Genomic DNA, 12,801 nt, shown 5'->3' on the forward strand with positions numbered 1-12,801 from the left:
AGAAAGGATTACAAAGAAAACGAGGCTGTATGATGACACTGGACAGAACCAAACACCCCTGTTTCAATGAAAATGCAAAATCGCAGTTCGGACGGATACATTTGCCTGTGGCCCCGAAGTGCAATATCCAGTGCAATTTCTGCGATCGCAAATACGACTGCGTCAATGAGAATCGCCCCGGTGTCACTGGCACCGTCCTGACACCAGCGCAGGCGATAACCTATCTCCATCAAATGGTGGAACGGATGCCCCATTTGTCGGTCGTCGGAATTGCCGGCCCTGGAGATCCCTTCGCTAATCCCGAAGAAACGATGGACACCCTGCGGCGTGTGCGTGCTGACTTCCCAACCATGCTGCTGTGTGTCGCCTCCAATGGCCTCAATGTGGCCCCCTATGTTGAGGAGATGGTCAAACTCAACGTCACCCACCTGACCATGACCATTAATGCCGTGGACCCGGACATCGGCCAGGTGATTTATTCCTGGGTGCGGGACGGCAAAAAAATCTATCGCGGACGGGCCGCCGCCGAAGTCCTCTTATCGCGGCAGATGGAATCGCTGCGTCTGTGCCGGCAGAAAGGCCTGACCGCCAAAATCAATTCAATCCTGATTCCCGGCGTCAACGACCATCATATCGCCGATGTCGCCCGCGTCGTGGCTGAGCAGGGTGCGGATCTATTCAACTGCATCGGGATGTGCCATGTCCCCAATACACCCTTTGCAGAAATCATCCCCCCCGGCAAAGAAGCTGTCGAAGCCGTACGGCGTCAGGCGGAATGTTATCTGCCCCAGATGCGCCACTGTACCCGCTGCCGGGCGGACGCCGTCGGCTGCCTGGGGGATAGCGTCTCCCATCAGGCCATGACACTGATGCGGCAGATCGCTTCCGGCAGAGAATCCGTCCCCAGCCGGCCTTATGCGGCCGTTGCCACCATGGAAGGAGCATTAATTAATCAGCACCTGGGACGCGCAGCCACTGTTCATATTTACGGATTCGAAAATAACCAGGTCCAATGGATTGAAACACGAACTACGCCTCCGGCCGGTGACGGTGACCTGCGATGGCAGCAGCTTGCTGAAATCCTCCATGACTGTCAGGCAATCTTCACCTGTCAGGCAGGTCCCGCGCCGGTCCGAGCCATGGAAACTCACGGGGTTAAAGTCATTCAGACCGAAGGCTTGATTGAGCTGGTCTTAAAAGATTTCTTCGAAGGAAAACCCATTGTATCCGTATCCAAACCCAGTGCCTGCCAATCCGGATGCGCCAAAGCCAAATCCGCCGGCGGGTGTGGGTGTTCAGTCTAACCCTTGACCACAGGAGATACATTATGAAAAAACCAAAACACCATATTTTCATCTGTAACAGTTTTCGTCTTAGCGGGGAACCCCAGGGCGTCTGCAACAAAAAGGGCGCTGCCGGCTTTATGCAGTATGTCGAAGAGGGTATTTTAGATCGCAGGCTGGACGCCATGGTATCCAGCACCGGCTGCCTGAAGGTCTGCGACCGCGGCCCGGCCATGGTGGTCTATCCCGAGGGGTGGTGGTATGGAGAACTCACCGAAGAACGCGTGGATGAAATTCTCGACGCCCTGCAGGAAGGCAAAGCCGTCGAGGAGTACCTGTTATGCTGAGATGAATTATGGAACCGTTTAGTACATCCAATCATTGTGTTGAAATCGTGGACAGCACCCTGCGTGACGGTGAACAGGCCGCCGGCGTGGTATTCAGTATCGAGGATAAACTCGCGATTGCCCAAAAGCTGGCCGCAATCGGCGTACATGAACTGGAAATCGGTGTTGCCGCCGCAGGTCCCGAAGAACAAGCCGCCATGCGGGAAATCATCAAACTCGGGCTGCCCTCCCGATTGACTGTCTGGTGTAGAGCCGTCGAGAATGATGTACAGCAGGCCGCCGCCTGCGGTGCCAGAGCGATCCATATTTCTTTTCCAGTCTCCAATATCCTGCTCCAGGCCCAATACAAAGATGGATTTTGGGTCATGGAGCAAATCCGCTCTCTGATTCCGGCTGCACGTAATCATTTCGAATTTGTGTCCGTCGGATTACAGGACGCCTCGCGGACCGAACTGACGTTTCTATACCAGATTTGCCGCCTGCTCCAGGACAGCGGCATCAACCGCATCCGCCTGGCCGATACCGTCGGCATCTGGGATCCGATAATAACCTTTGAAACATTCGATCGCATCCGCCGGCAATTTCCCGACCTGCCGCTGGGATTTCATGCCCATAACGATCTGGGCATGGCCACAGCCAATACGATCGCTGCCATTCGTGCCGGCGCCGGCAGTGTGGATGTAACCGTTAATGGCCTTGGGGAACGGGCCGGCAATGCCGCTCTTGAGGAAGTGGTCATGGCCTGCCGGGTCGTACTCCAAACGGATTGCGGTATTGACACGCAGTCACTGACCGATTTATCGCACTGGATCGGACAGCTTTCCGCAAGGCCTGTCCCCTTCCAGAAACCCATCACCGGCAAAGGCGTATTCCTGCATGAATCGGGAATCCACGTCCATGCCATGCTGCACGACTGCCGCAGCTATGAGGCCTTTATGCCCGAATCCATAGGCCGACCCCGCGAAGACTTTGTCATCGGCAAACATTCCGGAAGAGCGGCCCTGCGGGTGATGATGGAACGATGGGGAGTCCCCGCTCAGCCCCACATGGAAACTCAGCTCATCCATTTAGTCCATCAGACCGCTACCACGCAAAAACGGGCCCTGACACAGGAGGATGTATGGAAGCTATATCGTCAGTTGGATGGAAAATAAAATGAAACACTCAAGCTATGGAATCCTGTTTATTCTGATTGCAGTCATCTCGGCTGTCGCAGGCGTGCGGTTATCGGGTGTATTTCGTGCTTGCGATTCGAGCCTGGAGTCAAACCCTTCCTCGCAGTCCATCCTTGTCTTTGCCGCTATGGGAGCAGCCGCTCCCATGCAGGAACTCGCTGAGATTTATGACAGGCAGCATCATACAAAAATACAACTGAACCTGGCTTCGTCAGCAACACTGGCAAAGCAAATCATTGCCGGTGCGGACTGGGATGTATTCATTTCCGCCAATCGTCAATGGATGGATGCGGTCATCGAACCATCTTCCCTGAATCCTGATGGGGTTGTCAATCTGCTCCAAGATCGCCTGGCTCTGGTGAGACCGGCGGATGGCAAACCATTTGCTTTCTCTGCAGAGGACTCTTCCTTTGCGACCGACTTTAAAGGCCACCTGGCGATGGGTGACCCGGCCAGCGTATCGGCGGGATTCTATGCCAAACAAGCCCTCGAAAAACTCGACTGGTGGCGGCATTTAAGTGACAATATAATCCCCGCCGTGGATGTCGCTGCCGTTCAGCGCTATGTCGAATCAGGTCAATGCCAGGCAGGGATTGTATTCCTGTCTGCCGTAACGAATTCGCCCAGGCTCAAATTAATCCATGTATTCGACCAGGCCCTGCACGATCCTATTTATTTTGTCGCCATCGCGAATACAAATTCCCGGCAGGGAAAACAATTTCTTGATTTTCTGACCGCATCCGCACAAGCCGCCAAATCCTTTGAACAGCACGGCTTTACAGCAATCGGCTCCTCAGAAGACAAAGGACAATAAGATGCTGGATGCTGTCTGGATATCATTAAAAGTCGCCTCCGTCTCAATGCTGGTCATCCTCCTTCCCGGCATCGGCCTGGGCTGGCTTCTGGCCCGACGACGATTCACCGGGCAGACTCTGCTTCATTCCCTGCTGTACCTGCCGATGGTCCTGCCGCCGGTCGTTACAGGATACCTGACCCTGCTGGTCTTCGGCAAACAGGGCATCCTCGGCAAATGGCTGGATCGCTATTTTGGTATCTCGCTGGCTTTCGACTGGACCGGGGCGGTTCTCGTGTCGTCGATTGTCAGCCTGCCGCTGCTGGTGCGAGCCGTGAAACTATCGATGGAAATGATAGACCGTCGATTTAATGACGCCTCGGCTGTTCTCGGTGCCGGGCCGGCACGGACTTTTTACACAATCACTTTACCCCTGGCCGGCCCCGGCATTTTTGCTGGATTGATTCTGGCATTTGCCCGCAGCCTGGGTGAATTCGGAGCAACCATCATTTTTGCCGGCAACATCCCCGGCAAAACCCAGACCATCGCCCTGGCGGTCTATTCCATGATTCAAACCCCCGGAGCCGACACTGCTGCCATGCATCTGACGCTGGTTTCCGTGGCTCTTGCAGTGCTGGCCGTAATCGCATCGGACTACCTGAGTCGAAAAATGCAGCAAACTGGGATCAGCTCATGATACTCCATATCCAAATATACCTGAAACGCAGCGGCTTCTCATTGGCCGTCGAAACACAATTCAACCCCGGCATAACGGCCCTGTTTGGTCCTTCCGGAGCCGGCAAATCCACCCTGCTGCATTGCCTGGCCGGCCTGACCAAACCCGACAGCGGACTCATCCAACTCGATACGGAAATTCTCTACGATACTCAGCAGAAAATAGACATTCCCGCCCACCGGCGAAAAATCGGTATTGTCTTTCAGGAATGTCTGCTGTTTCCGCATTTGTCGGTACGCGCCAACATGGAATACGGCCAGACCGGCGATAAACTGACCCGCCGGGAACAATTCGACAAAATTGCCACCCTGCTGGAAATAGAACCCCTGTTGGACCGCAGTATTAATCATTTATCCGGCGGCGAAAAAAAACGGGTTGCTCTGGCCCGTGCTATTCTGGCCCATCCCCGGTGGCTTTTGCTCGATGAACCTTTCAGCGGCCTGGACCAGTCCCTCAAGGACCAAATCCTGATGTATCTGCGCCGGCTGCATCAGGCCACCGCAATCCCCATGATTTTAGTCAGCCATTGTCCGGATGAAATCGCCGATCTGGCCGACGAAGTCTTTTTCATGGAAAAAGGTCAATTGACTGCCCGTGGAACCCTGACGGCCACGGGTGCGAATCACAGTGCATGCTTTTGTCATTCGCAAGACCCAAAAGACTTGCAAAAAATGAAATATTGGTTAATAAAGAATCATTCGCTGCGACTGGAAACCTATCGCAGTACAATACGAGCCGTATAAATTCTATCGCGAAAGAAACAATGAAGATTCACTGCCTGACACACGTGCCGTTTGAAGACGCCGCCAACATCCAGACCTGGGCCGACAGCCGCGGGCATACTCTGCGTTATACTCATCTTTACAATCACGCCCCCCTGCCGGCAATGAAAGACTTCGATTTCCTGGCCATCATGGGCGGGCCGATGAATATTTACGAACACGATGCCTACCCCTGGCTGAAAATGGAAAAACAGTTCATCAGCCAGGCTATCAAGTCCGGCAAGAAAGTCCTTGGCGTCTGTCTTGGCGGCCAGTTGATTGCCGATGTCCTCGGCGGCAAAGTCACCAAGAACCCATACCCGGAAATCGGCTGGCATCCGATCCGTCTGACCCCCGAAGCCAGACGATTACCCCTGTTTGCGGAATTCCCCGAAGAACTGACCGTCTTCCACTGGCACGGCGACACCTTCGCCATTCCCCCAAGGGCCATCCATCTGGCCTCCAGCCGGGCCTGTACAAATCAGGCCTTCCTCTACGGCTCCACCGTCCTGGGCCTGCAATTCCACCTGGAATATTCCGAAGACAGCATTCGAGCCATGCTCAACGATTGCCAAAACGAATTAATCCCATCCCCTTACGTTCAATCCGCGGAGGTAATCCAGCAAAACCTGTCTGAGGTGCCGAAAATTCAGAGCTATCTGAACCGGCTGCTGGATCAATTTACGATATAATAACGATATCACTATCCGGCCCTCAACAACACTACTATAGCCGACAGAGATGGTCGATATTCGTGCCATTCAATAGGTTTTTAGATGATAAAACGTCAATCAAAAGGGGAATGGATACAAATCACAATCTCGAACATAATCCCTTGTCATTCCTTGTCATACGAATGGGCTATACAAATTATGTTGAATTAACGGATTTAATAAGTATATAATAATATGAAAATGGTAAACTAGGAGATTTTAACATCCGATTTTATATGAAGGCTGTAAGGAGACAGCCTGTATCTAAATGGATTTAAACTAAACAGAAATCTCTTCGAGGAGAATGGTTATGTCAACCTACAAAGTCTTGGGGCTGGCCCTGTCGTTACTGGTACTCTGTACGTGTACATTCGGGGCAGATTATGCGTTGTTGTTCAATGGTACAGATCAATATGTCAACTGCGGCCTGCTTCAGACGGCCCTGCAGCCGCAAAACGAAATTACACTGGAAGCCTGGATCCAATGTCCTGAATTTTCTAACGAACTGGGCGGTATTATTACCTGTCAAAGCGACAGCGACATAACCGGAACCGGAATCCAGTTTGATAATCGCCTCAATCCGGACAGCCAAACGGCCCTTCGCAGGCATATTCATTTTCAGATTGGCTATAACGGCTGGCACTCGGCCAACTCCAATGCTTATGTCCCCGTCAGCGAATGGACCCACATTGCCGTAACCCGCAAGGCTGGCGAGCCTCCTCAATTCTATTACAACGGACTGCTTGTCCCAGGTACCGGCAATAGCTGGGCCGGCGGCATTAATTATGTGGATCCCTGGTGCATCGGCAGGCAATATGATTTAAATCGTTTCTTTAAGGGATTGATTGACGAAGTACGTATCTGGAATCGGGCCCTGACACAGGCAGAGATTCAGGAAACCATCATCACACCACTCAATGGCAGCGAAATTGGGCTTTCCGCAGCCTGGAATCTGGACGAAGGCAGCGGGACTGCCACAACCGACAACAGCGGTCATGGGCACGTGGGGACCCTGGTCAATAATCCCCAATGGGTTCTGGTTGATAAATTTGCCGGCGCCCGTCCGGATGTTCAGGTTAAAACAGATACGATGTTTACCTACAAAGGGGACAATATCTACTCTACGCTGACTGGCCAGACGGTTTCAGTTCAGGCCCCCAAAAAATCAACTCAAATCTTCGATGTCCGCATAGAAAACGATAATACACTACCCGACAAGTTCATCCTGACAGGTCCGGCAAGTTCAGGCTATTGGACGATTCAATACCAGACACCCGGCGGCATGGATATCACCTCGGAGGTGACTGCTGGGGGATATACCACGCCGGTTCTTTCCAGCGGGGGCTACTATGACCTGCGCGTTCTGGTCACCTCGCTTGCGGGCATTCCTGATGGGTACAGTCGTTCTGTCGATCTGACCGCAGTGTCATTTGTCAAACCCGACATGTCAGATAACGTGCAAATGGTTACACACGTTGCAGCCAATATACAGATTCCAACACCGGGCTATTATACCGAGAATGCAGATTTTGACCAGGGAGACTTAATCGGTCTGACATATGGCCCTCAGTCCGGTCAGCTTGTGATTGCCCAACAAGGCAGTGTATTGCCCTACATTTGGGTTCCCAATAGCAATGAAGCAACCGTTTCCAAAGTGGACACCCTCACGGGCCGGGAATTAGGACGCTATCATACCGGCCCCGACAGCAGCGGCAATTGCTCCCGAACAACCGTGGACCTGCAGGGCAACTGCTGGGTTGCTAATCGCCAGACCAGCAGCGCCGTCAAAATTGGCCTGCTGGAGCGTGGGTATTATATCGACCGCAATGGCAACGGCGTCGCGGATACCAGCCGCGACCTGAATAACGACGGTAATATTACCGGAGCCGAGATGCTGCCCTGGGGACAGGATGAATGCGTGCTTTATGAGGTAATTCTCATCGCAGGCAAGGAAGGAACCTATGTACCGGGAACCTACGCCGGAGCCTATGCCAATGATTACTGGACGCCCGGCCTTCGTGGCATTGCCGTGGATGAAAACAACAATGTCTGGCTAGGCACTTACAATACGAAGAAATTCTATTATGTCCTGTCCAATGGAATCATCTCCAGGATCGTTGATGTATCCGGAGTCAACCATACCTCATATGGAGCTGTGCTGGATTCGCAGGGAATTCTATGGTCTTCCGGCAACGACAAAAATCATGTTCTGTGGCTTAATTCAGCCGATGACAGCTTCGGGGTCATTCCCCTGGGACATCATTGCTACGGTCTGGCCCTGAATCAGGAGGGAAAACTGTATATTTCAGGCTGGCAGTCCAATAAGATCACGCTGATTGATACACAGACCAAAACCCTCTTGTGGACCCGGGATGTGGCCTATTCCATGAAAGGCGGCGCAGTCTCTGCAGATGGCGATGTCTGGTTTGCCAGTGAACCGTCGAATCTGGTGGTTCGATTAGCCCCAGACGGAACTCAAAAGGCAATCGTTCCCGTGGGAGCCGGGCCGACAGGTGTGGCCATCGACCACCAGGGAAAAATCTGGGCAGTCGATAATGGGGATGAGTATATTCATCGGATTAATCCGGCGTCCAATTCCATTGAGATATCCAAACGTCTCATCGGTACAACACACTACGGATACAGCGATATGACCGGTATCATCTCGCAAACGGTAACCACCCGAGTTGGGACGTGGCGGCTGATTCATAATTCCCATTCGCCGCAGACCGACTGGGGCCGGATACTCTGGACTGCGGATGTCCCCCAGGGCAGCAGCTTAACAGTCGAGGTCCGAAGCTCCCAGAACCGAATCACCTGGTCACCCACGGAACGCGTCCAGAACGGAGTCCCTCTTGAAAATACACCCAACGGACAATACCTGGAAGTCACACTGACCATGCAGATGCCCGCCAATGGCACGACACCTACGCTGTATGATATGACGATTGGCTATTTTCCCATCGGCGATTTTACACGAAATTCAAGGGTGGACCTGCAGGATCTTGCGATTTTTGCTCAGCATTGGCTTGAATGCGGGATGCCGGACTGTTCAAACTAAAAACGTGCTCTGTTAAAAACAGAGGTTCTCACACAGGTTGCAAACGCCAGAAAGCGAACTGGATTTGCAACGGATACCCCCCCGTACCCATAAATAAAAAGGCAAGAGATATAAGCTCTTGCCTTTATTATAGTTATCCAATGGGCGATTCAGGACTCGAACCTGAGACCCGCTGATTAAGAGTCAGCTGCTCTACCAACTGAGCTAATCGCCCGGCGATGAAAAACGAAAATATTACCCAGAAATTGTGGTATTTCAACACAATTTTACACTATTTTCACAGAAAAACAAGTCCTCTCACAAAAGCCAGTCATTCCTAGTCTTGGATTCTCTTGACAGTCCCCTGTAAAGGACTACAATTGTCGAAAAATTGAAAAATTCAAGTATCGGATATTGGAGGCCTTTTTTGGCAGACACCTTGGATACAAAGAACCTGGCCGGAATCGATTTGCAGACCGGCCCGACTCAGCATCAGATTACTGTAACCGGTAAACTGGATACAGTAACAGTACCCCAGCTATGGGCCAAAGTCCCATCGCTATGTGGTGCGTTGTCGCCAAAACCCCTGATTATCGATATAAAACAGGTTTCTTTCTGTGACGGAGCAGGAGCCGCGTTTCTGTTTGAACTGGAGCTGGAAGCCCGCAAATATACCCAGGATATTCAAATTGCTCATTCCAACCCGGAACTGCAGGAACTCTTCCAACGGGTCGATAAAGCCAGGCTCAAAAGCGTCCTGAGCACACCGATCCCCCAAACCAACGCCATTACCGAAATCGGAAAGACCATCTGCCATTTATGCCAGGACTTTCGGGACCTGTTTGTTTTCCTGGGCCACCTGCTCAGCTCGTTTCAGTGGACCGCCTTTCACCTGCACCGTATTCGCTGGACGGATTTTTTTAAATTGATCGAGCTGGTTGGCGTCAACGCCGTTGGAATTACCGTTCTGCTGGGCTTTCTGTTTGGCTTGATTATGGCCTTCAGCGCCGCTATGCCCCTGCGGCAGTTCGGCGTTGAAGTGTATGTTTCGGACCTGGTTGCCATCGCTCTGGTACGCGTGCTGGGTCCCTTTATCACCGCCATTATCATTGCAGGCCGTACCGGTTCGGCCTTTGCCGCAGAACTGGGAACCATGAAAATCAACAACGAGCTGGATGCCCTTAACGTCATGGGGCTGGAACCCATGCGATTTCTGGTGGTGCCCAGAGTAATCAGCACCATTCTATTGGCCCCTCTGCTGACGGTGTTAACCAATACGGCCGGATTAATTGGCTCCGGCCTGGTAATTACCTCGCTGGGATATGCCGTTGGAACCTATTATGACCATGTCCAGTCTATTCTGACCATCACGGATGTCTGTGTCGGTCTGTTTAAAGCCCTCGTCTTCGGCGGATTAGTCGGTGGGGTGGGCTGTCTTCGCGGCCTGCAGACCGAATCCGGAGCCGGGGCCGTGGGAATCTCAACCACACGCGCCGTGGTCAGCGGCATCGTCCTGATTGTGCTGGCGGAAGGAGTCTTCGCTGTTTTGTTATATATTCTGGATATATAAGCAATGGATACCCACCCACAGTACATCATCGAAACCCGTGGCCTGGCCGTCGGCTACCAGGGCAATGCCATCCTGCGCAATATCAACCTGACAGTCCCGGCTGGCACGATTTTAGTCATTCTCGGTGGTTCCGGCTGCGGCAAAAGCACACTTCTGCGAAGCCTCATCGGGCTGGCCGAACCCATCAGCGGACAGGTTCTGTTATACGGACAGGATTACTTCCAGGCCACACGCCGGCAGCAGGAGCAGCTCTTGTCACAAATCGGAGTTGCCTTCCAGAATGGCGCCCTGTTTGGTTCCATGTCCGTGCTGGAGAATGTGATGCTGCCGCTGGAGGAACTGACCCGCCTGCCCCGCCAAGCCTGCGAAATGGTCGCGGCTATGAAACTGCAGATGGTGGGCCTGTCCGGGTTTGAACACCACAGTCCCAGTCAGCTCTCCGGCGGGATGCAGAAACGCGCCGCCCTGGCCCGAGCCATGGCCCTGGATCCTCAGATTCTGTTTCTCGACGAACCCAGTGCGGGTCTGGACCCTATTACCGCCGCCCAACTGGACAATTTGATTCTGCAGCTGGCCCGCACACTGCATCTGACCTTTGTCATCGTAACCCACGAACTGCAAAGCATCTATGCACTGGCCGACAATGCTGTCATGCTGGACAAGACCGCCCAGGGTATTGTTGCCATGGGCAAACCCGAAGAACTCAAACATCGAACGGATATTCCGGTGGTCTGGCAATTCTTTAATCGCTCCGTCCAGACACCCGAAAAAACATAAAATGAAAAGGGATTTCAAACCATGAAATCAAATGCACATTATTTTCGGATAGGTTTATTCTTCATTCTGATACTGATTCTGCTGATTGGCGGATTGATTTTAATCAGTGAAGATATGTTCGGCGGAGAACGATTTTATATCGAGACCTACCTCAATGAATCTGTTCAGGGACTCAGCGAGGGAACCGCTCTGCTGCACCGTGGTGTCGCCATCGGCAGAATAGAAAAGATTACCTTTGCCACCCAGGAATATCCGCTGGAATTCAACACCCCCGATTTCGACAAATTCAGTCGGTATGTGATGATTGTCATGTCGGTTGAGGCCAGACATTTTCAGCGTCCGGGAACGACAATCCAGGATATCGATGCAACAATTCGCAGCCAGATTAATAACGGCCTTCGTCTGAAATTATCGTATCAGGGCATTACCGGTATCGCCATGATTGAAGCCGACTATCTCGACCCGACCCGTTATCCGCGGCTGGAAGTCCCATGGAAGCCCCGTCACATTTATATCCCTTCGGCGCCCAGTCTGATTACCAGCTTTACCCAGGCCGTGGATACGGTCTTTCAGCGTCTGGAGAAAGTGGATTTTCCGGCTTTGTTCAAACAGTTTGAAGACACCCTCAAATCCGTCCAAAATGCTGTTGAGGAGGCCAAACTCGGCGAACTGCGTATGTCGGCAGTCGAAATGCTCAATCAGTTTGAATCGACATTAAAACAGGCTCAGGCACTGATGGATTCCAGTGATCCCAACTCGCCGGTATCCGATATCACCAGCACCATGGCCCAACTGGATCGCAATCTCAAACAGATTGAACAGCTTGTGTCCACCCATCAGGATGACATCGATACGATCCTGATTGATATAAAAACCCTGACACGAAACTTAAAACAGCTTTCCGAGCAAATCAAAGCCGACCCTGCTCAACTGCTGTTATCTTCCCCCCCTAAAAAGATGGAGAATCTAAAATGAGTCCCAAACTGATCTTATCCGTTATCTTTGTCGGAATCGAACTGGTCTTTCTTGGCGGCTGTGCAAGCCGGGAGAACTTCAGCCAGCAGCAGGAATCCTATCTGCTGGAGGCCACAGCACGGATCCCCGCGGCGGTTCAGACTCTGCCGGGCGTGCTCAAGATTCGCCATTGCCGCGCCGTGGCACCGTTTGACGGCCAGTATTTCCTGTATCGCACCAGGACCGGCCAGTTTCAGCAGGATTACTACAAGCTGTTCCTGACGCCGCCCAACGAACAGATTGTTGAGCATTTGCGACAGGGATTGTCGGCCAGCGGCCTGTTTACCAATGTCCTGCCCGCAGCAAGTGCTATGCCGCCGGATTATACGCTCGAACCGCATCTTCTGGCGATCTATTGTGATTTTTCTGACGCCAATAATCCAAAGACCGTGCTCAAGATGCACTTTGTACTCCTTAAAAACGACCCAAGCTGCCACTGCAGCACGATTGTCTTTGAGAATACCTATGAATCCATCAAGTCCATGCACGGCCAGACCGGACAGGATATCATCCTGAGTTTCAACGACAACCTCAGCGATCTGCTATCCACCCTGATGTCGGACATCGCCAGAAAGGCAAAATAGTCCCCACT

The 12,801-nt window shown here is 52.3% G+C and carries 12 protein-coding genes and 1 tRNA gene; 12 read left to right on the forward strand and 1 reads right to left on the reverse strand.

Annotated elements, in window-relative coordinates; translation table 11 throughout:
- Positions 1–29: 29 nt before the first annotated feature.
- The 8 genes from ACQ9LF_RS03325 to ACQ9LF_RS03360 all read left to right on the forward strand — a co-directional run bounded on the left by ACQ9LF_RS03325 (position 30) and on the right by ACQ9LF_RS03360 (position 8,869).
- A complete protein-coding gene (locus ACQ9LF_RS03325; RefSeq protein ID WP_462487944.1) occupies positions 30–1,304 on the forward strand; it encodes a radical SAM protein in 1,275 nt (424 codons plus the stop codon).
- Between the two features lie 23 nt (positions 1,305–1,327).
- Positions 1,328–1,630: a (2Fe-2S) ferredoxin domain-containing protein gene (locus ACQ9LF_RS03330; RefSeq protein ID WP_462487945.1), complete on the forward strand. Its 303-nt coding sequence runs from the start codon at positions 1,328–1,330 to the stop codon at positions 1,628–1,630.
- Between the two features lie 8 nt (positions 1,631–1,638).
- Positions 1,639–2,784 carry a homocitrate synthase/isopropylmalate synthase family protein gene (locus tag ACQ9LF_RS03335; RefSeq protein ID WP_462487946.1) on the forward strand — a complete coding sequence of 382 codons (1,146 nt, stop codon included), beginning with the start codon at positions 1,639–1,641 and terminating at the stop codon, positions 2,782–2,784.
- Between the two features lies 1 nt (position 2,785).
- On the forward strand, positions 2,786–3,619 hold the full coding sequence (gene modA, locus ACQ9LF_RS03340) for a molybdate ABC transporter substrate-binding protein (protein WP_462487947.1): 834 nt from the start codon (positions 2,786–2,788) through the stop codon (positions 3,617–3,619).
- Between the two features lies 1 nt (position 3,620).
- Positions 3,621–4,295, forward strand: coding sequence for a molybdate ABC transporter permease subunit (gene modB / locus ACQ9LF_RS03345; RefSeq protein ID WP_462487948.1), 675 nt, complete (start codon positions 3,621–3,623; stop codon positions 4,293–4,295).
- The gene (locus ACQ9LF_RS03350) at positions 4,292–5,077 is read left to right on the forward strand and encodes a molybdenum ABC transporter ATP-binding protein (protein WP_462487949.1); all 786 of its coding nucleotides are present in this window, start codon (positions 4,292–4,294) and stop codon (positions 5,075–5,077) included. The genes modB and ACQ9LF_RS03350 overlap by 4 nt, the downstream gene beginning before the upstream one ends.
- A 20-nt stretch (positions 5,078–5,097) precedes the next feature.
- The gene (locus ACQ9LF_RS03355) at positions 5,098–5,787 is read left to right on the forward strand and encodes a type 1 glutamine amidotransferase (RefSeq protein ID WP_462487950.1); all 690 of its coding nucleotides are present in this window, start codon (positions 5,098–5,100) and stop codon (positions 5,785–5,787) included.
- 331 nt (positions 5,788–6,118) lie between these two features.
- Entirely contained in the window at positions 6,119–8,869 is a 2,751-nt protein-coding gene (locus ACQ9LF_RS03360; protein WP_462487951.1) for a LamG-like jellyroll fold domain-containing protein, read from the forward strand.
- Between the two features lie 141 nt (positions 8,870–9,010).
- Here the strand turns inward: ACQ9LF_RS03360 and ACQ9LF_RS03365 are convergent.
- Positions 9,011–9,083: transfer RNA gene (locus ACQ9LF_RS03365), tRNA-Lys, on the reverse strand.
- A gap of 192 nt (positions 9,084–9,275) precedes the next feature.
- Here ACQ9LF_RS03365 and ACQ9LF_RS03370 point away from each other — a divergent pair.
- Genes ACQ9LF_RS03370 through ACQ9LF_RS03385 form a run of 4 tightly spaced genes read left to right on the forward strand, consistent with a single transcriptional unit; the run spans position 9,276 to position 12,793 of the window.
- The gene (locus ACQ9LF_RS03370) at positions 9,276–10,418 is read left to right on the forward strand and encodes an ABC transporter permease (protein ID WP_462487952.1); all 1,143 of its coding nucleotides are present in this window, start codon (positions 9,276–9,278) and stop codon (positions 10,416–10,418) included.
- Positions 10,419–10,421: 3 nt separating this feature from the next.
- The gene (locus ACQ9LF_RS03375) at positions 10,422–11,195 is read left to right on the forward strand and encodes an ABC transporter ATP-binding protein (RefSeq protein ID WP_462487953.1); all 774 of its coding nucleotides are present in this window, start codon (positions 10,422–10,424) and stop codon (positions 11,193–11,195) included.
- 21 nt (positions 11,196–11,216) lie between these two features.
- On the forward strand, positions 11,217–12,170 hold the full coding sequence (locus ACQ9LF_RS03380; protein WP_462487954.1) for an MlaD/PqiB family protein: 954 nt from the start codon (positions 11,217–11,219) through the stop codon (positions 12,168–12,170).
- A complete protein-coding gene (locus tag ACQ9LF_RS03385; protein ID WP_462487955.1) occupies positions 12,167–12,793 on the forward strand; it encodes an ABC-type transport auxiliary lipoprotein family protein in 627 nt (208 codons plus the stop codon). The genes ACQ9LF_RS03380 and ACQ9LF_RS03385 overlap by 4 nt, the downstream gene beginning before the upstream one ends.
- The last annotated feature ends 8 nt before the right edge of the window (positions 12,794–12,801 follow it).

Source organism: Anaeroglomus insulsum (assembly GCF_050689095.1).
Lineage (GTDB): Bacteria > Planctomycetota > Phycisphaerae > Sedimentisphaerales > Anaerohalosphaeraceae > Anaeroglomus > Anaeroglomus insulsum.

What these genes read in the sequence shown, in the direction of transcription:
- ACQ9LF_RS03325 (WP_462487944.1), top strand. Translation starts at nt 30, where the DNA reads ATGATGACACTGGACAGAACCAAACACCCCTGTTTCAATGAAAATGCA.
- ACQ9LF_RS03330 (WP_462487945.1), top strand. Translation starts at nt 1,328, where the DNA reads ATGAAAAAACCAAAACACCATATTTTCATCTGTAACAGTTTTCGTCTT.
- ACQ9LF_RS03335 (WP_462487946.1), top strand. Translation starts at nt 1,639, where the DNA reads ATGGAACCGTTTAGTACATCCAATCATTGTGTTGAAATCGTGGACAGC.
- modA (WP_462487947.1), top strand. Translation starts at nt 2,786, where the DNA reads ATGAAACACTCAAGCTATGGAATCCTGTTTATTCTGATTGCAGTCATC.
- modB (WP_462487948.1), top strand. Translation starts at nt 3,621, where the DNA reads ATGCTGGATGCTGTCTGGATATCATTAAAAGTCGCCTCCGTCTCAATG.
- ACQ9LF_RS03350 (WP_462487949.1), top strand. Translation starts at nt 4,292, where the DNA reads ATGATACTCCATATCCAAATATACCTGAAACGCAGCGGCTTCTCATTG.
- ACQ9LF_RS03355 (WP_462487950.1), top strand. Translation starts at nt 5,098, where the DNA reads ATGAAGATTCACTGCCTGACACACGTGCCGTTTGAAGACGCCGCCAAC.
- ACQ9LF_RS03360 (WP_462487951.1), top strand. Translation starts at nt 6,119, where the DNA reads ATGTCAACCTACAAAGTCTTGGGGCTGGCCCTGTCGTTACTGGTACTC.
- ACQ9LF_RS03375 (WP_462487953.1), top strand. Translation starts at nt 10,422, where the DNA reads ATGGATACCCACCCACAGTACATCATCGAAACCCGTGGCCTGGCCGTC.
- ACQ9LF_RS03380 (WP_462487954.1), top strand. Translation starts at nt 11,217, where the DNA reads ATGAAATCAAATGCACATTATTTTCGGATAGGTTTATTCTTCATTCTG.
- ACQ9LF_RS03385 (WP_462487955.1), top strand. Translation starts at nt 12,167, where the DNA reads ATGAGTCCCAAACTGATCTTATCCGTTATCTTTGTCGGAATCGAACTG.